Raw genomic sequence first — 24,743 nt, 5'->3', positions numbered from 1 at the left:
TGGAACATCGACTCCTTCGACCAGTGGGGCGTCGAACTCGGCAAGGTCCTCGCCAAGCGGATCGAACCCGCCCTCACCGAGGGCGCCGAGGTCCCGGGCCTCGACCCCTCCACCACGGCCCTCGTCGCCGCCTACCGTTCCCTCAAGGAAGTGAACTGACATGCAGCTCGGACTCATCGGTCTCGGCAAGATGGGCGGCAACATGCGCGAGCGCATCCGCCGCGCGGGCCACCAGGTCATCGGCTACGACCGCAACCCGGAACTGACCGACGTCAAGGACCTCGCCGAGCTGGTCGAGAAGCTCGACGCGCCGCGCACCATCTGGGTGATGGTCCCGGCCGGCACCGCCACCCAGGTCGTCGTCGACGAGCTGAAGGACCTGCTCTCCCCCGGTGACGTCGTCGTGGACGGCGGCAACTCCCGCTGGACGGACGACGAGAAGCACGCCGCCGAGCTGGCCATCAAGGGCATCGGCTTCGTGGACGCGGGCGTCTCCGGCGGTGTCTGGGGTCTGGAGAACGGCTACGCGCTGATGGTCGGCGGCGACAAGGAGAACGTCGACCGCCTCCAGCCCGTCTTCGACGCGCTGAAGCCCGAGGGCCCCTACGGCTACGTGCACGCGGGCCGCGTCGGCGCCGGTCACTTCGCCAAGATGGTCCACAACGGCATCGAGTACGCCATGATGCAGGCGTACGCCGAGGGCTGGGAGCTGCTGGAGAAGGCGAACTCCGTGGACAACGTCCGCGAGATCTTCCGCTCCTGGCAGGAGGGCACGGTCATCCGCTCCTGGCTGCTCGACCTCGCGGTCAACGCCCTGGACGACGACGAGCACCTGGACGAGCTGCGCGGCTACGCCGAGGACTCCGGCGAGGGCCGGTGGACCGTCGAGGCCGCCATCGACAACGCGGTGCCGCTCCCGGCGATCACCGCGTCGCTGTTCGCCCGCTTCGCGTCCCGCCAGGACGACTCGCCGCAGATGAAGATGATCGCCGCGCTGCGCAACCAGTTCGGCGGCCACGCGGTCGAGAAGAAGGGCTGACGTCGTGGGGGACCTCCTGCTCGTCCGCCACGGCGAGACGGAGTGGAGCCTGTCGGGACAGCACACGAGCTGGACCGATCTGCCGCTCACCGCACGCGGTGAGGAGCAGGCCAGGTCCCTCGCTCCACTCCTCGCCGGGCACGACTTCGCCGTCGTCCTGACCAGCCCGATGGGCCGGGCCCGGGACACCGCCCGGCTGGCCGGTCTGACCGGCGCCGAGTCCGACCCCGACCTGGTCGAGTGGGACTACGGCGGCTACGAGGGCGTCAAGACCGTCGACATCCACACGACCCGGCCCGACTGGGACCTGTGGACCGACGGGGTGATCCCCGGCCCCGAGGGGCATCCCGGCGAGTCCCCCGAGCAGGTCGGGGCGCGCGCGGACCGGGTCCTGGCCCGGGTGGACAAGGCGCTCCAGGAGGACGGCGGCGACGTGATCCTGGTCGCGCACGCCCACTTCCTGCGGGTGCTCACCGCGCGTCGGCTGGGCCTGCCGCCCGCCGACGGCCGGCTGTTCCGGCTCGCCACGGGGACGGTGAGCCGGCTCTCCACGGAGCATGGTCGACCCGTGATCGTGGAGTGGAACCGGTTGCCCTGAGTGACGGGTGGGGCGATCGGCCCTGAAGTGACCGCCCGAGGCCCGGACCACCACCGTGTGTGGTGGTCCGGGCCTCGGCGTGTCCGGAAGCGGTCGGGGGCAGTTACTTCTACTTCCCGGGCACCCCGTAGGCGCGCTCGACGTGCAGCTTCACGACCAGCCGCCGGTCGCGGACCATCGCGGCGCGGTAGTCGTCCCAGTCCGGGTGCTCGCCCAGCACCTCGCGGTAGAGCCGGATCAGCTCCTCCACGGTCTCGTCGTGCGGGTCCTCGGCGACGGGGGTCAGCTCCACCGTGCCCTCGGCCACCGTGTACGCCCAGCGGTCGTCGCTGGTCACGTAGTAGGAGGCACGCGGCTCGCGGCGCAGATTGCGGGTCTTGGCGCGGTCGTCGGTGACCGAGACGCGGATGATCCGCTCGGCCGGGTCGTAGGCGTGGCTCACATTGGACAACTGGGGGCGGCCGTCCCGCTTGAGTGTGACCAGCACACCCCCGTGCCCCTCGGAGAGCAGCTTGAGCAGGGCGTCCTGCGTCGTCGGGTCGTCAGTCATACCCGGGTCAACGGGGGGTGGTGTGCGGCGCATTCCCCGGCTTGGTAGACAGTGTCTACCGCTGCTTGGTAGACACTGTCCATGAACGAGTCGTCGAAGAGCGGGTCCGACCCGGGGCTCAGGTCGCGTCTGGTGGACGCCGGGGTTGCCCTCCTTGCCGCCGAGGGGGCGCAGGCGCTGAGCCTGCGGGAGATCGCCCGCCGGGCGGGGGTCTCGCACGGAGCGCCCCGCCGGTACTTCCCCACCCATCTGGAGCTGTTGTCCGCGATCGCGCGGCGGGGCTTCGAGGATCTGGGCGGTCGGGTGCGCGACACGCTCGACTCCGCCGCCGACGATCCGCGTGAGCGGTCGGAGGTGCTGGCGCGGACGTATCTGCGCTTCGCGCTGGAGAACCCCGGGATGTATGAGCTGATGTTCCGTCACGACATTCTCAAGAGCGGTCACCTGGGGCTGCGGGACACCAGCCTGCCGCTGTTCGCGGTCCTGGTGGAGCTGGTGCAGCGCGTACGGCCGGAGGCGGACGCCCGTCAGGTCGCCGGGGTTCTGTGGGCGAACCTGCACGGGCTGGTCCAGTTGTGGCGCTGGGGCAGCCTCCAACTGGCGACCGGGGACACCGACTTCGAGCCCATGTTGCAGGCGTGTCTGGCCGCGCACCTCGGCCCGGGGACGGGCAGGTGAACCGGCGGTTGGCGCTGGCGTGCAGTGTGGCGGGCGCGGTGCTGGTCGCCCTGGACGGCACGGTCCTCACCGTCGCCCAGCCCTCCCTGCAGCGGTCGTTGCATGCCTCGTTCGCCGAGGTGCAGTGGACGAGTACGGCGTATCTCCTCGTCGTGGCAAGCCTGTTGGTGTTCGCGGGGCGGCTCGGGGACCGGTACGGGCAGCGGCGGACGTTCGCGCTGGGGATGCTCGGGTTCGGGGCGGCGTCGGCGGCCATCGGATTCGCGCCCGGCGTCGGGTGGGTGATCGGGCTCCGGGTCGTCCAGGGGGTGTTCGGGGCGCTGCTCCAGCCCGCGACGCTCGGGATGCTGCGGGCCGCGTATCCGCCGGACCGGCTGGCGATGCCGCTCGCGGTGCGGACGAGCGCGATCGGGCTCGCGGCGGCGACCGGGCCGCTGGTGGGCGGTGCGCTGGCGACCTGGCTGGGCTGGCGTGCGGTGTTCTTCCTCGGGGTGCTCCCGGCGCTGGCCTTCGGACTGGCCGCGCTGGGCGGGGAGGCGCCGCGGGTCTCCCCCGCCGGGCTGGACCTCCCGGGCGCGCTGCTGCTCGCGGTGACCCTGGCGTCCTCGGTCCACGCGCTGTCGGCGCCCGGTGCGGCGACGCTGCCGGCGCTCGCCGTCTCGGTGGTGGCGGGGGTGACGTTCGTACGGCACGAGCGGCGCGCCACGCGTCCGCTGGTGCCGCCCGGGGTGATCGGTGTGGGTCCCGTGGGGGCGGCGCTGGGCATCCTGGTGGCCGTGTCGGCCGCGCTGTCCGGGACGCTCTTCGTGGAGACGTACGTGCTCCAACGCGACCTGGGACTGGACCCGTTCGAGAGCGCGGTGCGAAGCGTGCCGCTCGCGGCGATGATGATCGCCTCGGCTCCCTGCTGTCCGGTGCTGCTGCGCCGCTGGGGCGCCAGGTGGACGACCGGGACGGGGACGGCGCTGCTCGCGCTCGGCGGGCTGCTGCTGTCCCGGGCCACCGGGGCGCTTTCCCTGGGTGCCGGATTCGCCCTGCTGGGCGCGGGGTTCGGGACGGTGATGGTGGCGGCCACCCATGTCGTCGTACGCCGGGCGGAGTTGACGGCGGCCGGAGTGGCGGGCGGGCTTCAGCAGACCGCGCTCAACATCGGGCCGGTGGTGGGGGTGGCGGCGGCGACGGCGCTGACGGCGGCGGGGTCGCGTATCGCTCTGTGCGTGTTCGCGATCCTGGTGGCGGCGGTCGTTCCGGTGGCTCGTGCGTTGCCTCAACGAGGCGCCGGCGAGGCGGCGTTGGATGCCGACGCGCGGGAAGCCGACGCGCGGGTCCTTCCCGGCGATCCTGCGCGACCATGAGAAACAACAGGTCGTCCCGGTGACCGAGCCGGACCGCACGGCGTACGACGCGACCGTAGGAGAGCGAGCGATGGCACAGCTTCGACAGGAAGTCGACCCGGAAGAGGCGGGGCTGGACGCGAAGGCACTGGACCGTCTGGACCAGCACTTCGCCCATTACGTGGACGAGGGCCGGCTGCCCGGCTTCCTGGTGTCGGTGGCCCGGGGCGGGCGCGTCGCGCATCTCACCGTGCACGGTCACCGTGACCGCGCGGCGGGGCTGCCGGTGGAGCCGGACACGCTGTGGCGTATCTACTCCATGACCAAGCCGGTCACCGCCGTAGCGGTGCTGACGCTGGTGGAGGAGGGCCTGCTGTCCCTCGACGACCCGATCGACCGCCACCTGCCGGAGTTCGCCGATCCGCGCGTGTACGAGGGAGGTTCGGGCGCGGACGTGCGTACCCGACCGGCCTCCGGACCGATCCTGGTCCGCCATCTGCTGACCCACACGGCGGGTCTGACCTTCGCCTTCTACCACAGCCACCCGGTGGACGCCCTCTATCGCGAGGCGAACCTCGAGTCCTCCGTGCCGCCCGGCGCGGACCTGGCGGAGACGGTGGCGGTGTACGCCCGGCTGCCCCTCCAGTTCGAGCCCGGAACCCAGTGGAACTACTCGGTCGCCTCCAACGTGCTGGGCCGCCTGATCGAGGTGGTCTCGGGGCGCCCCCTGGACGCGTTCTTCGCCGAGCGCATCCTGGTCCCGCTCGGCATGACGGACACCGGCTTCCACCTCAGCCCCGAACAGATGGCCCGCCTGGCCGAGTTGTACGGCGAGACCGAGACCGGCGGCATCGCACCGGTCCCCGGGCTCCCCCTGCGCGGCCGCCCCCGTTTCCTCTCCGCCAGCGGCGGCCTGGCCTCGACGGCCCACGACTACCACCGCTTCATGGAGTTCCTGCGCCGGGGCGGCGAACTGGACGGCGTCCGCCTGCTCCGCCCCGAGACCGTGGCCCTGATGACCCGCAACCAGCTCCCCGGCAACGCCGTCCTGCGTACCTTCGGCGCCGCCGCCCACCAGGAACGCGCCAACGACGGCCTCGGGTTCGGCTTCAACGTCTCCGTCGTCACCGACCCCACCCGTACCCTGGCCCCCTCCGCCCCCGGCACCTACGGCTGGACCGGCGTCGCCACCACCGCCTTCTGGATCGCCCCCGCCCTCGACCTCACGGTCCAGTTCATGACCCAGCTCCGGCCGAAAAACCTGAAGATCTTCCCGGAACTGCGCCGCCTGGTCCACGAGGCGGTGACGGACTGAGGCGTCCGGAGACGGCGCGAGTCCGGCCGGGACCCGGCCGGACTCGTCGGGCGCTCCCGTCGGGCCGGGATCAGGAGCCGTGGCCCACCGCGTCCAGGTGGGGGAGGTCGTGGTCCAGGCGTTCGCGCTTGGTGCGGAGGTAGGTGATGTTGTTCTCGCTGGGCTCGATCAGGAGGGGGACCGTTTCCGCGACCTCGATGCCGTGGCGGGTCAGCGCCTCGCGCTTGCGGGGGTTGTTGGACATGAGGCGCACCGAGCGGACGCCGAGGTCGTGGAGGATCTCGGCGGCGACACGGTAGTCGCGGGCGTCCACCGGGAGGCCGAGGGCGAGGTTGGCCTCGACCGTGTCCAGGCCCTCCGCCTGGAGGGCCATCGCGCGCAGCTTGGCCAGCAGGCCGATGCCGCGGCCCTCGTGGCCGCGCAGGTAGACGACGATCCCGCTGCCCTCGGCGGCGACCGCGCGCAGCGCGGAGGACAGCTGCTCACCGCACTCGCAGTGCTGCGAGCTGAACGCGTCCCCGGTCAGGCACTCGGAGTGCAGCCGGGTCAGCACGCCCTCCTCGCCTATCTCGCCGAAGACCAGGGCGACGTGTTCGTCACCCCGGTCGTGGTCCAGGTAGCCGATCGCCTGGAATTTCCCGTACGCGGTGGGCAGCGGGGTATTCACGACGCGTTCCGCGCCCGAACGCCGCGGGGACTTCTTGCCGAGGACGCCGAGGTTTTCTGTCATGATCTGATTCCTAAGCAGAGACGAAAGGCCGTGAAAGAGATGAGTGGTTCGGGCGCGAGTGCGGCGGCCGCACACGGAGTGCTGCCGGCGGACACCACGGAGGACGTACGCAAGCGGGGGGCGGGTGTCTCAACACAGGTCGCCGTCCTTCCCGTGGGCAGCTTCGAACAGCACGGGGCGTACCTTCCGCTGACGACCGACACGCTCGTCGCCTGCGCCGTGGCGCGGGAGATAGCCGCCGCGTACCCGGTACACCTCCTTCCCCCGGTGACGGTCTCCTGCTCCCACGAACACGCGGCCTGGCCGGGAACCGTCAGTATCTCCTCCACCACCCTCCACGCCATCGTGCGGGACATGGCGGATTCGTTGCGCCGTTCGGGTGTCGAGGCCCTGGTCGTGGTCAACGGCCACGGCGGGAACTACGTCCTGGGCAATGTCGTGCAGGAGGCGTCCGCGCGCGGTGAGCGCATGGCGCTCTTCCCGGCCGCCGAGGACTGGGAGGCGGCCCGCGAGCGCGCGGGCGTGGTGACCTCGCTGCTCACCGACATGCACGCCGGGGAAATCGAGACGTCCATTCTGCTGCACGCTCATCCCGAATTCCTCCGCCCTGGTCATGAGACCGCCGATTTCACCGCCGACGACCGCCGTCATCTGCTCACCACGGGAATGTCCGCCTACACCGAATCGGGCGTCATCGGGCGCCCGTCCCTGGCCACGGCGGAAAAGGGCAAGAGCCTGCTGGCGAGCCTCGTGGAGGATTTCGCTCCGTACTTCGAGCTGCTGACCTCCGGAAAGCTCCCGGCCTCGGGCGAGTTGGCGACCTCGGGCGAGACCGCGTCCGTCGCCGAACTGCCGGGCGCCGTACGGGAGTAGCCCCGCAGCCCGGCGTACCAGCGGGCGACGAGGACGACGGCGCCGGGCAGGCTCGCCACGAAGCTCAGCACGCCGTACACGACCGCCACCGCGACCCCGCTGCTCGCGCCCAGCCCGGCCGCGGCGAACGCCCAGGCGGTGACGCCCTCGCGGGGACCGAAGCCGCCGACGTTCAGCGGCAGTCCCATCGCGACCAGCGCGAGCACCGCGAGCGGGAGCAGCAGCGCGACGGTGGCCCCGCTCCCGGCGACCCGGGCGGCGACGACGAACATGCCGAGGTGTCCGGCGAGGACGACCGCCGAGGACAGCGCGACCCCGGGCCCGCTCTCGCGGGACAGCAGCCCCCGGCGCGCGTCGGCGAGGACCCCGCCCCGCCGCCCGGTCCCGGCGGACCCCCGGTTCAGCCGTACGGCGACGGCGACCGCGAGGGCGCCCACCACCGCGAGGGCCACGGGCGCGGCGACGGTGCGCACGTCGTCGCGGACCGGCGAGGGCAGCGTCAGCAGCAGTGCGGTGCCGGCCACGGCGAGCGCGATCTGCCCGGCGACCCGCTCCAGCACGACGGCCTTGACCGCGCGCCGTACGTCCCCGGCGCTCTGCCCGTGCCGTACCGCGCGGTGCACGTCGCCCAGCACCCCGCCGGGGAGTGCCGCGTTGAGGAACAGCGCGCGGTAGTAGTCCGCCACGGCGGCACCCAGCGGGAGCCGGATGCCGAGCCCGCGCGCCACCAACTGCCAGCGCCAGGCACTGAACACGGTGGTGAGGAGACCAACGCCGAGGGCGATCAGCACCGTTGGGGTGTCGATCCGCCGCAGCCCGTCCATCAGCGGACCGGTGCCGAGCCGCCACAGCAGCCCGCCGAGGATCACGACCCCGGCGACGGTGCCGAAGTGGGCGCGCAGCGCACGGGAGTTGAAGCGCCCCCGGGTGCCCTTCTCCCGCGTCGGCGCCGGGCGCGTCTGCGACACCGAAACCTCCGTGGCGGTGTCCCCCGTTGGCGCGTTCATCCCACGCCTCCCGCCGAGCGGGGCAGTGCGAGCAGATCGCTGTGGTGCACGACGACACTCAGCTCGCCCGCTTCGAGCGCGGCCAGCCGCTCGGCGAGGTAGACCGCCGCCCGCTCGCGCAGCTCGGGCCGCTGTTCGACCGCCGCGCCCACCCAGCCGCGCAGCCACTGCGCGGTCAGCGCGGCGTGCTCGGGTCCGAGCCGCCACGGGCTCGGGTGCACCCGTACGGTCGCCCCGTGCTCGGCGAACGCCTGGCAGGCCACGGCAACCGCGTCGGGTCCGAGCATCCCGGTGCGGCGCTGGTGGTCGTTGAACGCCTCGGCGAGCTGCGCGTCCAGCGGGTCGGACGGCTCCAGTTCCACCCGTCCGGCGACGGACAGGGTGAGCAGCGCCGGGCAGCCCGCCCCGGCGCAGGCGGCGGCGAGGGTCTCGACCTCCTCGCGGGTGAGCACGTCGAGCAGCGCGGAGGCGGTGACCAGGTCGGCCCCGGTCAGCGCGTCCGGGGTGAGCCGGGCGACGTCGCCGCGCCGGGTCTCGACGGTGACCTGGGCGCCGTCGGCGCCGGCGCGCGGGGAGGCGACGGCGGCGAAGTGCAGCAGGTAGGGGTCGAGGTCGTGCAGGACCCAGTGCTGGGGGCCGTCGAGGCGGGCCGCCAGCCAGCGGCCCATGGAGCCGGTGCCGCAGCCGAGGTCGTGCACGACGAGCCCGCCGTCCTCGCCGGGCCGTTCGGCCACCCGGGTGCGCAGCGGCTCCAGCAGGACCTCGGCGCGGGCGTCCGCGTCGGCGGCCTCGCGCAGTTGCAGCCACTCGGGCGCGTAGCGGGGCGCCTCCTCGGCCTCGCCCTCGCGCAGCCGTACGGTCGGCCGCTCGCCGGGGCGGGTCACGGGTCCGGCGCCCGCGATGACGTCGTCGGTGTTCACCGGCTGCTCCTCGGAGGGCGTGGAGTTGCCGGGCTGCGGCCCGGCGACCGTGGTCGTCTCGCTCATGCGGCCCTCCGCGGCGCGTCGGGGAGCCGGCCGAGGACCCCGGCCAGGCTGCGGGCGGTCGCGGCCCAGCCCGCGAGGGCGGAGCGGCGGCCCCGGGCGGCGGCCTTGAGGCGGCGGCGCACGTCGGCCTCGTTGAACCAGCCGCGCAGTTCGGCGGCGATGGCGCCGGGGTCCTCCGGCGGGACGAGGATGCCGGGCACGCCGCCGTCGGGGGCGCGGCCGACGGCCTCGGGCAGTCCGCCGACGTCGGTCGCGAGGACCGGGATGCCCCGGGCCAGCGCCTCGGTGACGGCCATGCCGTAGGTCTCGGCGTACGAGGTGAGGACCATCAGGTCGGCGGCGGCGTAGCTGGCGTCGAGGTCGGCGCCGGAGCGCGGGCCGGTCAGGTGCAGCCGGTCGGCGAGGCCGTACCCCTCGATCTGGGCGCGCAGCCCCTCGACGTACTCGGGGTCGTGGCCGAGGCCGCCGACCAGGGAGCAGGTCCAGGGCAGGTCGCGTACGGCGGCGAGCGCCTCGACCAGGCGGTGCTGGCCCTTGCGCGGGGTGACGGCGGCGACGCACACCAGGTGCGAGACGCCGTCGGTGCCGGGCGCGAGGGGGGCGATGTCGGCGCCGGGGGCGGCCAGGTGGACGCGGTCGGGGGCGAGGCCGTGGTGCGAGACCAGTCGGCGTACGGCCCAGTCGCTGGTGGCGATGACGGCGGGCACCGCGCGCAGCACGGCGCGCTCACGGGCGTCGAGGTCGGCGGCGACGGCCGGGTCCAGACCGGTCTCGTCGCCGAGCGGGAGGTGGACGAGGACGGCGAGGCGCAGCCGTTCCGCCTCGGGGACGACGATCTCGGGCACCCCGCAGGCGACCAGGCCGTCGAGGAGGACCACGGTGTCGTCGGGCAGCTCGCTCAGGGTGCGGGCGAGGCTCTCGCGGGCGGCGCCGTCCGGGTCGGGCCAGGCGCCGGACGCGGCGTGCCGGACGACCTGCCAGCCGAAGCCGGGCAGGTCGAGGCAGACGCGGCGGTCGTAGGCGTTGCCGCCGCTGGGGGCGGCGAGGTCGTCGACGCCGCCCGGCATGACGAAGTGCACGGTGCGCAGGGACATGGGGATGATCCCGACGTTCTGGGGGGCGGTGGGCTGCGGGGGGACGTAGGCGAGGGGGGTGGCCTTCGCGCGGTCGGGTCCCGCCGTCATGCGGTCGGTGACCGCCAGGCGGTCGGAGGTGACCTTCGTGCGCTCAGGGGTGGCCGTCGCGCGGTCCACGGTCAGGTCGCTCACAGGTCACGCTCGTAACTCGCCCAGGCGATGTGCGACTCGTGCAGGGTGACGGAGAGGCTCGCCAGGCCGCGCGCGCCTTCGCCGAGGGCGCCCTTGTGGATGCGCTCGGCCAGGCGGTCGGCGACGACCTTGGCGAGGAACTCGGTGGAGGTGTTGACTCCCGCGAACTCGGGCTCGTCGTCGAGGTTGCGGTAGTTCAGCTCCCCGACCACGGTGCCCAGTTCCTTCGTGGCCAGCCCGATGTCGACGACGATGTTGTCCTCGTCCAGCTGCTCGCGCCGGAAGGTGGCGTCCACGAGGAACGTGGCCCCGTGCAGGCGCTGCGCGGGCCCGAAGACCTCGCCGCGGAAGCTGTGGGCGATCATCAGGTGATCGCGGACGGTGATGCTGAACAACGGACGACCCTCCAGGTGCGGCGCGTCTGGTGCCCCCCGCGGTTCCCGCCGGGGGTTGACGACTAGTACGGCTGCTCGCTTCCCCGCGTTCAGCCCTCTCTCACTCTTTTCTCAGGTCAGGCGGTCTTCGGCGCTGATTCCTTTTCACATGCCGGCGGGGCGTGGCGCCTCTTTTCCCGCTCGAACGGCCGTGTCGTACCGGATGCGGTGGCACAGCGCGGGCAGCTCGCCGGAGGCCAGGCGGGGCATGACCTCGGGCAGTTCCTCGAAGTCACTCTCCCCGGTGACGAGCGCGTCCAGCGCGGGGTCCGCCAGGAGGTCGAGGGCGAGGGCCATCCGTTCGGCGTAACCGCGACCGGGGCGGGCCGCCGGGGAGACGGTGCCGACCTGGCTGGCGCGCACGGTGAGGCGGCGGGAGTGGAAGGACTCGCCCAGCGGCAGGGTGACGCGCCGGTCGCCGTACCAGCTCAGCTCGATCACCGTGCCCTCGGGGGCGAGGAGTTCCAGGGCGCGGGCGAGACCCTGCTCGGTGGCGCTGGCGTGGACGACGAGGTCGCAGCCGTCCAGGGCCTCCTCGGGCGTGGCGAAGTCGATGCCGAGGGCGTCCGCGGTCTTGGCGCGGGCCGGGTCGGCGTCCACGAGCTGGAGCCGTACGCCGGGGAAGCGGGCGAGCAGCGCGGCGACCGAGCAGCCGACCATGCCGCCGCCGACCACCGCGATCCGGTCGCCGACGAGCGGCGCGGCGTCCCACAGGGCGTTGACGGCCGTCTCCACGGTCCCGGCGAGCACGGCACGCGCGGCGTGCACGCCCTCGGGCACGACGGTGACGGCGCTCACCGGAACGACGTAACGGCTCTGGTGCGGATACAGGCAGAAGACGGTGCGGCCGATCAGCTCAGCGGGACCCTGCTCGACGACGCCGACGTTGAGGTAGCCGTACTTCACCGGGGCCGGGAAGTCGCCCTCCTGGAACGGGGCGCGCATCGCGTCGTGTTGGCTCTCGGGCACGCCGCCGCGGAAGACCAGGGTCTCGGTGCCCCGGCTGACGCCGGAGTAGAGGGAGCGGACCAGCACCTCACCCTCGGCGGGCTCCGGAAGGGTGACGTCACGCAGCTCGCCATGGCCGGGTGAACTGAGCCAGAACGCGCGGGCGGCGGTGTTCATCGGCATCCTCCTGAACGATCGGGAACTTGCTCACGTACCGAGAAGGGCACAGGCCGCGCACAGTACGCGGCCATGATCGACTCTGTCACTCGGCCGGAGGATGTGCGGTGGCCCTGAACAACACGTATGACGCGAGGCTCCAGCAGGAGACGGCCGTGGGAGCGGGCGTACAGCTTCTGCTGCTGGCCCTGCTCGGCACGGCCATCGGCATGGGGGTGGCCGGCTGGCTGTCGGGGCTCGCCTTCGCGTTCGCCACCTGGGCGGTGCTCTCCCGCGCCCTGCACCGCTCCGCGCTGCGCTCCTTCGGCCCGGCCAACCGGGTCACCCTCGGGCGGGCCACCCTGGTCGGCGGTGTGACGGCCCTGGTCGCCGACTCCTTCGAGAGCGCGCCGCCGGTCACCCTCCTGGTCGGCCTCACCGCCGTCGCCCTCCTCCTCGACGGCGTCGACGGCAAGGTCGCCCGCCGCACCGGCACCTCCAGCGCGCTGGGCGCCCGCTTCGACATGGAGGTGGACGCGTTCCTCATCCTGGTCCTGAGCGTGTACGTGTCCATGCGGCTCGGCCCCTGGGTCCTCCTCATCGGCGCCATGCGCTACGCCTTCGTCGCCGCCGCCCGCCTCGCCCCCTGGCTCAACGCCCCGCTCCCCCCGTCCTTCGCCCGCAAGACGGTCGCCGCCCTCCAGGGAATCTGCCTTCTCATAGCGGGCGCGGGGCTGCTGCCGTACGCCGCCGAGTTCGGGGTGGTCCTGCTGGCCCTGGGGTCGCTGGTGTGGTCGTTCGGACGGGACGTGGCGTGGCTGTGGCGCAACGCGCGGCAGGTGGAGGCGCCGGAGGAGGAGATCCCGGCCGCTCCCGCGAAGACTCCGGAGCTGGTCGCGGGCTGAGGCAGGAGCGGCCGCACGGTGGCGTGCGTGCGGCCGTCCTCGGGCACGGCGGCTCGGGGCGCCCGTGCCGGTTACGGCACCCGTGCCACCCCCACGTAGAAGCCGCACCGCTCCTGCTCCGGAGCCGGGCCCTCCTGGTACCACTCGGTTGCGAACACGAGCCCGGGGGCGATGAGTTCGAGACCCTCGAAGAACGGCTCGACCTCGGCGCGGGTGCGCATCCGGAGGGGGATCGCGCCCTTCTTGTACGTGTCCTCGACCCGGTCCTTCAGTTCGGGGTGCTGGTCGGCGGTGCCGTGGGAGAGGACCAGGTAGCTGCCCGAGGGGAGGGCGTCGACCAGGGTGCGGGTGAGGCCGTAGGGGTCCTCGGAGTCGGGCAGGAAGTGCATGAGGGCGATCAGGGACAGGGCGATCGGACGGGTGAAGTCCAGCCGCTGACGCGCGTGTTCGAGGATGTCCGCGGGCTTGCGCACATCGGCGTGGATGTAGTCGGTCGCGCCCTCGGGCGTGCTGATCAGCAGCGCCTCCGCGTGCCGCAGCACGATCGGGTCGTTGTCGACGTAGACGACCTGGGCGCTCGGCGTGATCGCCTGCGCTATCTGGTGCAGGTTGGGCTCCGTCGGGATGCCGGTGCCGATGTCGAGGAACTGGTCGACGCCCTGGTGGGCCAGCCACGCGGACGCGCGGTGCATGAACTCCCGGTTGCGGGCCGCGCTGCGCCGCGACTGTTCGGGCAGCGTCTCACCGACCTGCTGGTCCACGGGGTAGTTGTCCTTCCCGCCCAGCAGCCAGTCGTAGACGCGCGCGGGGTGGGGTTTGCTGGTGTCGATACGAGGGACGGGTACGCCGGCGGTCACGGGACACTCCTCCATACGCGAGAACACGGCTAACCGAGCATCCGGCCGGGCGCGCGCACCCGTCGAGGGACGGTTCTCGCGCGGCAGGTCGGCGGCGCAAGCGTAGTCGTAGCCGCCGACAGGCGGTCCGGCGAGGCCGCGCTTGTGCGGAAGATCCCGCGCCGTCCGCTGACGGTGTGTTGAAACCGCAGGTCAACGCCGTTGTCAGTGGCTCACCTTAGATTCGTTTCACGTTCCGCCGCTCTGGTGTGAGCGTCCCTTTTCGTGTGCATGGGAGTGGTGTGTTGTCCGTCTGGGAGAGGTCGAGCGCGGCGCGGGTCGTGCCGTCGGCGCGGCCGCGGAAGCTGGCCAAGGTGCCGTTCGTCGAGCTGGCCGACGGGCGGTTGCAGGGGGTCGTGTCCAGTGGGTCGGACATCGAGCGGGTGTACGTCTCCTCGGTCGCCGCGGGGTCCTACGCGTTCGCGTGCAGCACCAACAACAACCGCCCGTGCGGCGGGGCGCGCGGCACGTTCTGCAATCACATACGGGCGCTGATCGGCGAGGCCGTGCTGCAGTACGGCAGTGAGCGGGTGGCCCGATATCTGAAGGTCGAGGCCGACGGCACCGACGCGGGCGTCCTCGCCGCCGCCATGACGGGCACGCGCCCGCCGCAGGGCGACAGCGCGGCCGCCGCCCAGGTCTTCAGCCGCTTCCTGCGCCACCTCGCCTATCTCGAACTGCCTGCCACCACCGCGCCGTTGCCGGAGATGCAGTGGTTCCCGACCACGAGGGCGGTGGCCTGATGCGCGTCGATCTGCTCACCGATCCCGTCGAGGGGCTGGCGGAGGTCCTCGACGCCGTGGACGGATTCGACCGGGCCCTCGTCGGCGGTCTGCTGCGCCCGCAGCCCGGCCAGGCCGAGGGACTGAACGGGCTCGCCGCGGCCGTCGCCGGATCGCCGCTGGCCACGCGAGTCGCGGAGGCGGCCGGGAAGGCGGCCGCCGGAGCCGCGGGCGAGGACCACTTCGTCGCCCTCGCCGCCGCCCGCACCGCCCTGCTCGGCTCGGCGCACGACGCGCTGACCGCGCGGGTGCGGGAGGCGGTCGGGGGCGCGTGCGGCGACGACGACCGCGCCCCTGCAGGGGCGGAGCAGCCGGTCAACCTGCTACTCGCCGCCCGCGGTTGGCTCAGCGACCTGGCCAGGGCCGGCTGGCGGGGCATCGACCACGAACTCGTCGGCGGCGCAGCCCCCGTGGTCTCCGCCATGCTGCCCGACCCGGCGCTGCGCCGCCTGGCCGCACTCCTCGACGGTTTCGCCGCCGAACTCGCCGCCTGCTGCCCCGGCGCGACCCTGGAGCGGATACCCGTCCGCCGCTGGGCCGACCTGTGGGCGCGGGCGCTGCTGCTGACCGTGCCGGGCGCCCTCGGCATCCCGGCCGTGACCGAGGTGAGCGGTCGCCTGCTGCCGCTCGGTGTGGACGTGCAGGAGCACGCCACCGCCGTACAGGCGCAGGTGCACGCGGTGTTCGAGCCCGCCGACGGCGCTACGCCCAGGTTGGTACGGGCCTCGGTGTCCGCGCCGAAGCCCGACTCGGTCGTCGGCGCGGGCCTGTGGCAGTTGCTGCGCCCGCACATGTCGTTGCTCGCGGCGCTGGGCGAGGGTCGCGCCATGGACCTCGCCGCCATGCCGGTCACCGCCGAGGGCGACCTGCTGTGGGACGACGCGCGGGCCCGCACCGGGGAGGTCGCCGAGCCGTTCACCACCGCCCGGGTGGCGCTGCCGACCGCGGTCGCCTTCCCGACCGCCGCGCTCGACCGGCATCCGACGCGGATCGCGGTGCCGGTCCTGGTGGAGGGGTACGCGGTGGACGACACCGACGGCCTCGTCCTCGATGTCGCCGGGTGCCGGCTGCGGGTCGACGCCGACCGCGTCCCGGCCGCCGGGCCGCTCACCCCGGAGGCCGTCGCCGCCTCGTCCGCGTGCCTGGGGCTGCTGCGCTGGGACGCCGGGGAGTTTCTGCTCCAGCCGCTCGCGGTGGAGCGGACCGTACGCAAGAAGGCGGTCGCGGTACACGCGGGCGCGTGGGCGGGGGGCACGACCGACAAGGCGGGGGTGCGCGCGGAGAAGGCGGCCACGGACGCGGTGACCATACTGCGCGAGCGGGCGGGAAGGCTGCTGCGGAAATGACCCAGGACAGCACCCAGGGCAGCGGCCAGGATGCCCCCGTCGGCGCCGGTCCCGCCGTCCCCGATGCCCAGGAGAACCGTCGTCAGGTCCTCTACTGGCGTCTCCTCGCCCGCCTCTTCGACCCCGAGGAGCAGGCCGGTCTCGAGTCCGCGTCCCTCGCCGTGGTCGAGGACATCGGCCTGCCGCCCGCACTGCTCGACCCGGACACCTCCGTGGACTCCGTCGTCCAGCGCCACCCGGAGCTGGCCGCCGAGCTGGACGGGCTGATGACGCCCGAGCCGGACCCGGACGGCACCCGTGACCGCACCGCCGAGGTACGGCGCGCCGCGCTCGCCTCCAAAGTGCTGCTGAACGTGTTCGCCTCCCGCCCCGGCGAGATCACCGCCGGACAGCTCGCCCGCTGGCAGGCCGACGCCGACTGGCTGGAGCGCGCGCTCGGCTGCGAGCCGGGCGAGCTGCGCGGCGGCAGGACCGGAGGCCGCGCGGCGGCGGGCAACGGCACCGGCTACGGCGCGCCCACCCCCGACCTCAGCCGGCTCGTCCCCGGGATCGGCCCCGACCTCGGCGCGATCGAGGCCGGTCTCGTCCGGCGGATGCGGCTGCGCGAGGTGCTGGCCGACCCGCGACTGGCGGCCCGGCTGACCCCGAGCATGTCGCTGGTCGAGCAGTTGCTGCGCGACAAGGACAACCTCTCCGGCGTGGCCCTGGCGAACGCGAAGTCGCTGATCAAGCGGTACGTCGACGAGGTCGCACAGGTGCTGCGCACCCAGGTGGAGAAGGCCACGGTCGGGGAGCTCGACCGCTCGGTGCCGCCCAAGCGGGTCTTCCGCAACCTCGACCTCGACCGCACCATCTGGAAGAACCTCACCAACTGGAGCCCGGAGGAGGAGCGGCTCTACGTCGACCGCCTCTATTACCGGCACACCAGCCGCAAGACGACGCCGCAGCGGCTGATCGTCGTGGTGGACCAGTCGGGCTCCATGGTCGACTCGATGGTCAACTGCACCATCCTGGCATCCATCTTCGCCGGGCTGCCGAAGGTCGACGTCCATCTGATCGCCTACGACACACAGGCGCTGGACCTCACGCCGTGGGCGCACGACCCGTTCGAGACGCTGCTGCGCACCAAACTCGGGGGCGGCACGGACGGCACCGTGGCCATGGCGCTGGCCCAGCCGAAGATCGCGGCACCGCGCAACACGGTCGTGGTCTGGATATCCGACTTCTACGAGTGGCGCGGGCAGGAGCTGTACGACAGCTTCGCCGCCGTGCACCGCTCGGGCGCGAAGTTCATCCCGGTCGGCTCGGTGACCAGCTCCGGACGCGGCAGCGTCAACCCGTGGTTCCGGGAGCGGTTCAAGGACCTGGGCACGCCGGTGATCTCCGGCCACATCAAGAAGCTCGTGCACGAACTCAAGACGTTCCTGACCTGATCCCGGGACGGCACCCGCCCACGCGGCGCCTCACGCCCGCCCACGCGGCGCGGCACCCCCTCCCTCGGCGGCGGCCCACGCCCGTTCCGCTGTGGTCTCCCCCGTACCGAAAGGCACTTCACCATGTCCGACCTGCTGCGCGCCCCCGCCGAGATCAAGTACGCCGAGGAGCTCGACTGGCTCGAGTCCATCGACGACAACCCCAAGCCGTTCTCGTGGCGGCTGTCGCCCAAGATGGTCCGGCTGTTCGTCCTCGGCTCCGAGCGGGCCGACGGGCTCGACCGGGAGATCTCGCAGAAGTGGTTCGGCGACCGCAGTTTCGTGGAGCGGTCCATCGTCACCCTCGCCTCCGACCGGGGTCTGCTGCTGATCGGCGACCCGGGCACCGGCAAGAGCTGGCTGGCGGAGCTGCTGTCCGCCGCGATCTGCCGCAACTCCACGCTGGTGGTGCAGGGCACGGCCGGCACCACCGAGGACCACATCAAGTACTCGTGGAACGTGTCCATGGTCATCGCCAAGGGCCAGTCCCGGGAGTCGATGATCCCCTCCCCGATCATGACGGCGATGGAGGGCGGCGCGATCGGCCGCTTCGAGGAGCTGACCCGCTCGACCAGTGACGTGCAGGACGCCCTGATCTCGATCCTGTCGGAGAAGTACATATCGGTGCCCGAGCTGGAGAGCGACAACATCGTCTTCGCCAAGCCCGGCTTCTCGATCATCGCCACGGCCAACAGCCGCGACCGGGGCGTCAACGACCTGTCGTCCGCGCTGAAGCGCCGCTTCAACTTCGTGCGGATTCCGGTGGTGACCAACAAGAAGAGCGAGGCGGAGATCGTCCGCTTCCGCACCGAGGAACTGCTGCGACGGCACTCCATCGACCTGGACGTGCCGCCGACCCTGCTCGACGTGCTGCTCCAGAGCTTCGCCGACCTGCGCGCCTCGGCCGCCTCCGCCGGCAGCGACGACGAGAAGCTGGAGTCGGCGCTGTCGACGGCCGAGCAGATCGGGGTGCTGGAGGACGCCGTGCTGCACGGCAACTTCTTCGGGGAGCACACGCTCACCGCCCGTACGCTCGCCTCCTCGCTGGTCGGCTCCCTCACCCGGCGCGAGCCGGAGGACCTGGCCATCCTGAACAAGTACCTGCACGGCGTGGTCGAGCCGCGCAGCAAGGAAGAGGGCGGCTCCTGGCCGGAGTTCCTCGAGGGCGGCCGCGACGCGATCGCCACCCTGTCGTGAGCGTGGACCACGCCGCCACGAGCGGCACCCCAGAGGGCGCGTTCGGCGCGCTGCGCGGTCAACTCCAACGAGCGGCGACCGAGTTCGCGGGCGGATCCGACGCACTCGAGGGCATCCTCCTCGGCATGGTGGACGACGTGGACCGGGCGGTGCGTGAACCGCTGGAGATCTTCCCGGTCTGCCACCACTCCCCCGCCTCCGCGCTCGCCATGGCCCGCAGACTGCGCGAGAAGCAGCCCAAGGTCGTGTATCTGGAGCTGTGCGAGGACATGGCGCCGCTCCTGACCGAGCTGCGCAACTGCCGACTGCCGGTCGCGGTGCAGGCGTTCGCGGGCAAGGTCGAGGGCTTCCCTGCCGACTGGGCGCCGCTGTCGGTGGTCGCGCCGATCACCGAGGCGTCCGCCGAGTACCAGGCCATCGCGTACGCCCTGGACACTCCCGGCGTGGAGCTGGTCCTGGTGGACCGCTCGGCCGACCACGTCTACCAGTGGGACACGAGCCGTACACCGCAGGAGCCCGGCACCGACGAGGAGGCGCCCGAGGAGGCCCAGCTCCACGGCGAGGCGGTCGGCGTGGAGATCGGCGACCTGCGCCCGCGCTTCGCGGAGCTGGAGGAGCATCTGCTGCGGCACGGCCGGGTGCGGCACTGGTCGGAGTGGTGGCACCAGTACGTCGAGGTCCCGCTCGCGGGCAGTGACCACGACACCTACCGCCAGGCCATGTTCCTCATCGGCAGCCTCTTCCGACGGCTCGCCCCCGGTGACGAGGACCGGGTGCGGGTGGACGAGGACCGCGAGCGGTACATGTGGACGCGGATGCGCGAGCACCTGAGGGAGTCCGGCGCCGACCCGGCCGACTGCCTGTACGTGTGCGGGGCGTTCCACGCGGCCAGCCGGGTGACCGAGTTCGGTCTCGGGGGTACCGACACGTTCACCATCTCGCCGCGTACGGCGACGACGTGGCAGTACGGCCTGATCCCCTCCAGCCACGCGGCCATCGAGGCGCAGTTCGGCCTCGCCGCGGGCTCGGTGTCCATCGCCGCGGCGGAATGGACCAAGGGCCTCAAGCGCTCGCGGACCCGGCCGTACCGGCTGGCGGGACAGAAGGGCGCGGCGAGGAAGACGGCTTCGACGAAGACGGTCGCACCGCCGCCGGGCGCCGCCCCGGACCGTCTCACCGGCTTCCTCCAGCAGGCGCCCGCGCTGGACACGCTGGACGAGGCGGAGCTGCTCGGCTGGTCCGTGGACATCGTCCACGCCGCCCGTCGCAACGGCTATCTGGCCTCCACGGCCGACGCCATCGCCGTCTTCGAGACGTCGATCCTGCTGGCCGGGATGCGCGACCGTGCGAAGCCTACGCCGTACGACTTCCAGGACGCGGCGGTCACCTGCATCGAGAAGGACGCCGTGCCCGGCCGGCGGGACGTACGGCGTCTGGTCGAGATCATGATGGGCGGCGACCGGATCGGCCAGGTCGGTTACGACGCGCTGCCGCCGCTGGCGAGGGACGTGTACGACCGGCTGGCCCCGCTCGGGCTCAAGCTGCAACAACGTGGTGTACAGCGCGCGTTGCTCGACATCGTCTCGCGTCCCGAACTGGCCGCCTGCTCGGACGTGCTGTGGATGCTGCGCCGCCTGCTCCCGCACGGCGCGGCCCGCCCGATCATGGGGGAGCGCAGGCTCGGTGAACGCTCCCTCCAGGAGTCCTGGGACCTGGCGATCGGCACCCACCAACGAGCCCTGATCGAGCTGGGATACGAGGGCGTCAGCCTCGAACAGGTCCTGGAGCAGCGGCTACGGCGCGAGGCGTACGCCCCGCAGGCGACGGCCGCGACCGTGCTGGCGGCGGTCGAGGACGCCACGCTCCACCTGGGCGGCAAGCGCCTCGCCGACGAGCTCGGCACCCACGCGCTGAAGGTGCTGGCCACCGAGCGCACGGTGGACGGCGCCCCGGAGGTGCTGCGCCGGGTGCGCAGGCTGCTGGCGTACTACCGCACCCACGAGCCGGTGCTCCCGCCGTGGATCGAGTCCTTCGCGAAGACGGGGTACGCGCACTACTGCACCCTGCTGCCGACGGCGTTCGTCGACGAGGACGCGACGGTCGGGCAGGTCGCGGCGATGCTCGGGTTCCTCTTCGGCATGGAGAGCCTGGCGCTGTCGCTCGGCTGCGACCGCGCCCAACTCGAGCTGGCGGTGGCCCAGTCGCACCCCGAGGATCCGGCGAAGACGGCGCTGCTGTGGGCGGCCCGGGTGCAGCTCGGCACGCTGTCCCGCGCGGAACTGCGGGCGCGGTGCGCAGGGTTGCTGGACAACCCGCTGGTGGTGCCCGCCTACCCGCGCTATCTGAGCGGGTTCGTGCACGCCCTGGAGCCGGTGCCGGGACTCGCGGACGTGGTGGTGGAGGCGGTCTCCAACGCCTTCGGCCGGCTGCCGGACACGGTGCTGCTGCCCTGGTTGCCGCTGCTGATCACCACCCTGCGCTCCCAGGCGGGCGACCTGGCACCGCTGCTGATCCGGGAGGCCGCCCGGATCTTCCCGGCCCGGCTGGCGGCGCTGGACGCGTGGACGCCCCCGTGGCGGACCGAGGCGCGGCCCGTGGTGCGCCACCCCGCATCGCGGGCTCCGCGTGGCGTGGCCCTGCTCCCGGCGCACCCCGCGAGCTGCGACGCGCTCGCGGAACTGCTGGGCTGCGCGGAGGGGTGGGCGGCGCCCGATGCCCCGGTCGTGCGGGGTGCGGCGCTGCTGGCCGTGCATCCGGCGGCCTGCGATGCCGTGGCGGGGTTGCTGGGCTGCGGCGAGGGCTGGGCCGAGCCGGCGGGTACCGCTCCCCCGGCCTCGGCACTGGCCGAACGCCATCCGGCCACGGCGGCGGCCTGGGAGTCCCTGCTCGCGCACACCTGACGGCCTGAACGCCCCCGCACGACGGCCCGGTGGCCGGGTCCGGCGCACCTCGGACCCGGCCACCGGACACGTCTCAGCCGGTGGCGAGCTTCCGGTGGGCGTCCACGATCTCCGCGTACCGCCGCCCGCTGCTCTTCACCGTCCGCCGCTGTGTCTCGTAGTCCACGTGGATCAGTCCGAACCGCTTGGCGTAGCCGTAGGCCCACTCGAAGTTGTCGAGGAGGGACCAGGCGAAGTAGCCGGCGAGCGGGGCGCCTTTGCGGGCGGCGGAGGCGCAGGCGGCGAGGTGGGACTCCAGGTACGCCCGGCGCTCGGGGTCGTGGACCGTGCCGTCGGGACCGACCGTGTCGGGGAAGGAGGAGCCGTTTTCGGTGACGTAGATCCTGCGTGCCCCGTAGTCCTCGGTGAGGCGCAGCAACAGGGCCTCGATGCCCTGGGGTTCGATCTCCCAGTCCATGCCGGTGCGGGCGACGCCCTCGCGGCGTACGGCGCGGGCGTGCGGGACGGGACCCTCGGGGTCGTCGATGACGTAGGCGGGGAAGTAGTAGTTGAGGCCGATCCAGTCGAGGGGCGCGGCGATGGTCTCCAAGTCGCCCGGCTTCTCAGGCAGTTCGACGCCGTACAGCTCACGCATGTCGGCGGGGAAGCCGCGGCCGTGCACGGGGTCGAGCCACCAGCGGTTGACGTGGCCGTCCTGGCGGCGGGCGGCGGCCGCGTCTTCGGGGCTGTCGGTGGCGGGGTGAACGGTGGAGAGGTTGTTGACGATGCCGACCTCGGCGCCGGGCGCGGCGGCGCGTACGGCCTGGGCGGCGAGGCCGTGGCCGAGGAGCAGGTGGTAGGAGGCGCGGACGGCGGCGGTGAGGTCGGTCCAGCCGGGGGCCATCGTGCCCTCCAGATGGCCGATCCAGGCGGAGCACAGGGGCTCGTTGAGGGTGGTCCAGAGCTTCACGCGGTCGCCGAGTCGTCCGGCGACGACGGAGGCGTACTCGGCAAGGGCGTGGGCGGTGTCGCGTTCGGGCCAGCCGCCCCGGTCCTGGAGGACCTGCGGCAGGTCCCAGTGGTAGAGGGTGACCGAGGGCGTGATGCCCGCTTCCAGAAGGGCGTCGACCAGACGGTCGTAGAAGGCGAGCCCCTTGGCGTTGACCGGGCCGTCGCCGCCGGGCAGGACGCGCGGCCAGGCGACGGACAGCCGGTAGGAGTTGACGCCGAGCTGGCGCATCAGCGCGAGGTCCTCGGGCCAGCGGTGGTAGTGGTCGCAGGCGACGTCGCCGGTGTCGCCGCCCGCCGTCCTGCCGGGTGTGTGGGAGAAGGTGTCCCAGATCGACGGTGAGCGGCCGTCCTCGGCGACGGCGCCCTCGATCTGGTACGCCGCCGTGGCGGTTCCCCACAGGAAGTCGTTGGGGAGGGCGGCGAGGTCGATGGGTTCGGACACGGAAGTCCCTTCACGGTGGGGGGCGTTGATTACTTGACGGCGCCCGCGGTCAGTCCGGCGACGAGGTAGCGCTGGAGCAGCAGGAAGCCTGCGACCACGGGCACGCTCACCACCAGGGAGGCTGCCATGATCTGGTTCCAGTAGACGTTGTAGAGGGTCGAGTAGCCCTGGAGGCCGACGGCGAGCGTGCGGGTGGTGTCGTTGGTCATGACGGAGGCGAAGAGGACCTCGCCCCAGGCGGTCATGAAGGCGTAGACCGCGACCGCGACGATGCCGGGTACGGCGGCGGGCACGACGATCCGCAGCAGCGCGCCGAGCGGCCCGCAGCCGTCGACCAGCGCGGCCTCGTCGAGGTCGCGGGGCACGGAGTCGAAGTACCCGATGAGCATCCAGATGGAGAACGGCAGCGAGAAGGTCAGATACGTGAGGATCAGTCCGCCGCGCGAGCCGAACAGGGCGATGCCGGTGGCGTTCCCGATGTTGACGTAGAGCAGGAACAGCGGCAGCAGGAAGAGGATGCCGGGGAACATCTGCGTGGACAGCACGGTCACCGTGAAGACGCGCTTGCCGCGGAAGTCGTAGCGGCTGACCGCGTAGGCGGCGAACACGGCGATGACGACCGAGCAGACGGTGGCGGCGCCCGCCACGATCAGCGAGTTCACGAAGTAGCGGGCGAGCGGGATCGTGGACCAGATGTCGATGTACGGCCGGATGGTCAACTCGCTGGGCAGCCAGCGGAATTCACCCGTCACGTCGGCGAGCGGCTTCAGCGAGCTGGAGACCATCACGTAGACGGGCAGCAGGACGAAGACGGTGAGCAGGGTGAGGAAGATCCGCCGGGACCACTGGAACGAACGGGGCCGGGCCAGGGGGGATCTGGCGATCGTCTTCGCCTTGGACACGGTCAGCGGCTCAGACATCGGCGCCCCTTCGTCCGCGCGAGGTGAACAGCAGATAGCCGCCCGTGACGACCAGCAGGAAGAGCAGCAGCAGGACGGACATGGCGGAGCCGGTGCCGAAGTCCCAGGTGAGGAAGGTGGTCTGGTAGATGTGCACCGAGATGAGGTCCGCCGCCTCCGGGGCGCTCCGGCCGAACAGCACGAACGGCGTGTTGAAGTCGTTGAACGTCCACAGGAACAGCACCAGGACGAGTACCTGGTTGACGGGGCGCAGCGCGGGCAGCGTGATGTGGCGGAGCTGCCGCCACATCCCGGCGCCGTCCAGCGCGGCGGCCTCGTACTGCTCGTTCGGGATGTTCTGGAGCCCGGCCATCACGATGAGGAAGGCGAACGGCCAGCCCTTCCACACCGAGACGGTGAGCAGGGCGTAGAAGCTGTTGTCGCCCAGGAGCCAGAAGGAGCGCTTGTCGGTGAGGTGGAGCTGGTCGTGCAGGACGTGGTTCACCAGGCCGTTGTCGTGCTGGAACATGAACACCCAGGTGATGACGGCCGCGTAGACGGGCAGCGCGTACGGCACCAGGAAGAGGGCGCGCAGCAGGCCCCGGCCCCGGAAGGTGTCCTGCATGAAGACGGCGGCGGCCGTGCCGATCAGCCAGCACAGGGCGACGGACAGCAGGGTGAAGCCGACGGTGACGGCGAACGAGTGGAGCAGCGCCTTGCCGATGGGGGCGTCGAAGTCCACGGACACGCGGTAGTTGCGCAGCCCGGTCCACGGGGCGGTGGACCAGTCGCGGATGTGGAACCGGGTGAGTTCCCGGAAGCTCATCAGGGCGCCCATCACCATCGGCACCAGATGGACGAGGAGTTCGAGGACGAGCGCGGGCAGGAGGAGCAGATACGGCAGGGTCACGCGCCGGACGCGCCCGGTGCGGCGCGGGCTCCGCGCGGCACCGGGCGCGTCGTCGCGCACCGGTTCCTTGAGAACGGTGGTGGTCATG

23 protein-coding genes and 1 pseudogene are annotated in these 24,743 nt (G+C 72.4%); 13 read left to right on the top strand and 11 right to left on the bottom strand.

The genetic code is table 11. The features are described 5' to 3' along the window. The 3 genes from ACWEEU_RS06160 to ACWEEU_RS06150 form a co-directional block, all read left to right on the top strand. Positions 1 to 159, top strand: a 159-nt coding sequence (locus ACWEEU_RS06160; RefSeq protein ID WP_451729076.1) for a hypothetical protein, incomplete at its 5' end; no start/stop codon positions are given. Position 160: 1 nt separating this feature from the next. Next, positions 161 to 1,039 (top strand): phosphogluconate dehydrogenase (NAD(+)-dependent, decarboxylating), encoded by an 879-nt coding sequence (gene gnd / locus ACWEEU_RS06155; RefSeq protein WP_385741975.1) that lies wholly within the window; start codon positions 161 to 163, stop codon positions 1,037 to 1,039. 4 nt (positions 1,040 to 1,043) lie between these two features. Further along, positions 1,044 to 1,637, top strand: a complete 594-nt coding sequence (locus ACWEEU_RS06150) for a histidine phosphatase family protein (RefSeq protein ID WP_451729044.1) — start codon at positions 1,044 to 1,046, stop codon at positions 1,635 to 1,637. Between the two features lie 109 nt (positions 1,638 to 1,746). Here ACWEEU_RS06150 and ACWEEU_RS06145 read toward each other — a convergent pair whose 3' ends face one another. Then, positions 1,747 to 2,187, bottom strand: a complete 441-nt coding sequence (locus ACWEEU_RS06145; RefSeq protein ID WP_385741978.1) for a PPOX class F420-dependent oxidoreductase — start codon at positions 2,185 to 2,187, stop codon at positions 1,747 to 1,749. A gap of 81 nt (positions 2,188 to 2,268) precedes the next feature. Between ACWEEU_RS06145 and ACWEEU_RS06140 the strand changes: the two genes are divergently transcribed. The 3 genes from ACWEEU_RS06140 (at position 2,269) to ACWEEU_RS06130 (ending at position 5,514) form a co-directional block, all read left to right on the top strand. Beyond that, entirely contained in the window at positions 2,269 to 2,865 is a 597-nt protein-coding gene (locus ACWEEU_RS06140) for a TetR/AcrR family transcriptional regulator (RefSeq protein WP_385741980.1), read from the top strand. Continuing rightward, the gene (locus tag ACWEEU_RS06135) at positions 2,862 to 4,220 is read left to right on the top strand and encodes an MFS transporter (RefSeq protein WP_451729040.1); all 1,359 of its coding nucleotides are present in this window, start codon (positions 2,862 to 2,864) and stop codon (positions 4,218 to 4,220) included. The genes ACWEEU_RS06140 and ACWEEU_RS06135 overlap by 4 nt, the downstream gene beginning before the upstream one ends. Positions 4,221 to 4,290: 70 nt before the next feature. Further along, positions 4,291 to 5,514, top strand: a complete 1,224-nt coding sequence (locus tag ACWEEU_RS06130) for a serine hydrolase domain-containing protein (protein WP_451729037.1) — start codon at positions 4,291 to 4,293, stop codon at positions 5,512 to 5,514. 70 nt (positions 5,515 to 5,584) lie between these two features. Here the strand turns inward: ACWEEU_RS06130 and ribA are convergent, their stop codons facing one another. Next, on the bottom strand, positions 5,585 to 6,244 hold the full coding sequence (gene ribA / locus ACWEEU_RS06125; RefSeq protein WP_385741986.1) for a GTP cyclohydrolase II: 660 nt from the start codon (positions 6,242 to 6,244) through the stop codon (positions 5,585 to 5,587). A 39-nt stretch (positions 6,245 to 6,283) separates the two neighbouring features. Here ribA and ACWEEU_RS06120 point away from each other — a divergent pair, with 39 nt between their 5' ends. Further along, a complete protein-coding gene (locus tag ACWEEU_RS06120) occupies positions 6,284 to 7,117 on the top strand; it encodes a creatininase family protein (RefSeq protein WP_451729073.1) in 834 nt (277 codons plus the stop codon). Between the two features lie 101 nt (positions 7,118 to 7,218). Here the strand turns inward: ACWEEU_RS06120 and ACWEEU_RS06115 are convergent. The 5 genes and pseudogenes from ACWEEU_RS06115 to ACWEEU_RS06095 all read right to left on the bottom strand — a co-directional run. After that, positions 7,219 to 7,941 (bottom strand): annotated as a pseudogene (locus ACWEEU_RS06115) (lysylphosphatidylglycerol synthase transmembrane domain-containing protein); the annotation flags it as partial. Positions 7,942 to 8,120: 179 nt separating this feature from the next. Then, positions 8,121 to 9,110: a class I SAM-dependent methyltransferase gene (locus ACWEEU_RS06110; RefSeq protein ID WP_451729033.1), complete on the bottom strand. Its 990-nt coding sequence runs from the start codon at positions 9,108 to 9,110 to the stop codon at positions 8,121 to 8,123. Continuing rightward, positions 9,107 to 10,294 (bottom strand): glycosyltransferase family 4 protein, encoded by a 1,188-nt coding sequence (locus ACWEEU_RS06105; RefSeq protein WP_385742086.1) that lies wholly within the window; start codon positions 10,292 to 10,294, stop codon positions 9,107 to 9,109. The genes ACWEEU_RS06110 and ACWEEU_RS06105 overlap by 4 nt, the downstream gene beginning before the upstream one ends. Before the next feature lie 80 nt (positions 10,295 to 10,374). Further along, positions 10,375 to 10,773, bottom strand: a complete 399-nt coding sequence (locus ACWEEU_RS06100; RefSeq protein ID WP_356093464.1) for a 6-pyruvoyl trahydropterin synthase family protein — start codon at positions 10,771 to 10,773, stop codon at positions 10,375 to 10,377. A 144-nt stretch (positions 10,774 to 10,917) separates the two neighbouring features. Next, positions 10,918 to 11,937 (bottom strand): dehydrogenase, encoded by a 1,020-nt coding sequence (locus tag ACWEEU_RS06095; RefSeq protein WP_451729028.1) that lies wholly within the window; start codon positions 11,935 to 11,937, stop codon positions 10,918 to 10,920. Between the two features lie 107 nt (positions 11,938 to 12,044). Between ACWEEU_RS06095 and ACWEEU_RS06090 the strand changes: the two genes are divergently transcribed. Then, positions 12,045 to 12,821, top strand: a complete 777-nt coding sequence (locus ACWEEU_RS06090; protein ID WP_451729025.1) for a CDP-alcohol phosphatidyltransferase family protein — start codon at positions 12,045 to 12,047, stop codon at positions 12,819 to 12,821. Between the two features lie 71 nt (positions 12,822 to 12,892). Here the strand turns inward: ACWEEU_RS06090 and ACWEEU_RS06085 are convergent, their stop codons facing one another. Continuing rightward, the gene (locus ACWEEU_RS06085; protein ID WP_451729022.1) at positions 12,893 to 13,678 is read right to left on the bottom strand and encodes an SAM-dependent methyltransferase; all 786 of its coding nucleotides are present in this window, start codon (positions 13,676 to 13,678) and stop codon (positions 12,893 to 12,895) included. A 284-nt stretch (positions 13,679 to 13,962) separates the two neighbouring features. Between ACWEEU_RS06085 and ACWEEU_RS06080 the strand changes: the two genes are divergently transcribed. The 5 genes from ACWEEU_RS06080 (at position 13,963) to ACWEEU_RS06060 (ending at position 21,414) form a co-directional block, all read left to right on the top strand. Next, positions 13,963 to 14,460 (top strand): hypothetical protein, encoded by a 498-nt coding sequence (locus ACWEEU_RS06080; protein ID WP_451729019.1) that lies wholly within the window; start codon positions 13,963 to 13,965, stop codon positions 14,458 to 14,460. Continuing rightward, entirely contained in the window at positions 14,430 to 15,845 is a 1,416-nt protein-coding gene (locus ACWEEU_RS06075) for a hypothetical protein (RefSeq protein ID WP_451729016.1), read from the top strand. Before ACWEEU_RS06080 ends, ACWEEU_RS06075 begins: the two co-directional genes overlap by 31 nt. Further along, the gene (locus ACWEEU_RS06070) at positions 15,842 to 17,278 is read left to right on the top strand and encodes a vWA domain-containing protein (protein ID WP_451729013.1); all 1,437 of its coding nucleotides are present in this window, start codon (positions 15,842 to 15,844) and stop codon (positions 17,276 to 17,278) included. Before ACWEEU_RS06075 ends, ACWEEU_RS06070 begins: the two co-directional genes overlap by 4 nt. A 123-nt stretch (positions 17,279 to 17,401) precedes the next feature. Then, positions 17,402 to 18,514 carry an ATP-binding protein gene (locus ACWEEU_RS06065; protein ID WP_385742002.1) on the top strand — a complete coding sequence of 371 codons (1,113 nt, stop codon included), beginning with the start codon at positions 17,402 to 17,404 and terminating at the stop codon, positions 18,512 to 18,514. Next, positions 18,511 to 21,414 carry a hypothetical protein gene (locus ACWEEU_RS06060; protein WP_451729009.1) on the top strand — a complete coding sequence of 968 codons (2,904 nt, stop codon included), beginning with the start codon at positions 18,511 to 18,513 and terminating at the stop codon, positions 21,412 to 21,414. Before ACWEEU_RS06065 ends, ACWEEU_RS06060 begins: the two co-directional genes overlap by 4 nt. 73 nt (positions 21,415 to 21,487) lie before the next feature. Here the strand turns inward: ACWEEU_RS06060 and ACWEEU_RS06055 are convergent, their stop codons facing one another. The 3 genes from ACWEEU_RS06055 to ACWEEU_RS06045 are packed head-to-tail and all read right to left on the bottom strand — an operon-like array spanning position 21,488 to position 24,742. Beyond that, positions 21,488 to 22,846, bottom strand: a complete 1,359-nt coding sequence (locus tag ACWEEU_RS06055; protein ID WP_385742005.1) for a GH1 family beta-glucosidase — start codon at positions 22,844 to 22,846, stop codon at positions 21,488 to 21,490. A 29-nt stretch (positions 22,847 to 22,875) separates the two neighbouring features. Further along, positions 22,876 to 23,715 carry a carbohydrate ABC transporter permease gene (locus ACWEEU_RS06050; RefSeq protein WP_385742088.1) on the bottom strand — a complete coding sequence of 280 codons (840 nt, stop codon included), beginning with the start codon at positions 23,713 to 23,715 and terminating at the stop codon, positions 22,876 to 22,878. 43 nt (positions 23,716 to 23,758) lie between these two features. Continuing rightward, positions 23,759 to 24,742 (bottom strand): carbohydrate ABC transporter permease, encoded by a 984-nt coding sequence (locus tag ACWEEU_RS06045; RefSeq protein WP_451729006.1) that lies wholly within the window; start codon positions 24,740 to 24,742, stop codon positions 23,759 to 23,761. Between the last annotated feature and the right edge of the window lies 1 nt (position 24,743).

It is taken from the genome of Streptomyces sp. NPDC005004 (genome assembly GCF_053600675.1).
Note: the sequence above shows the minus strand (reverse complement) of the source record. Positions and strands in the feature narration are given on the sequence as shown.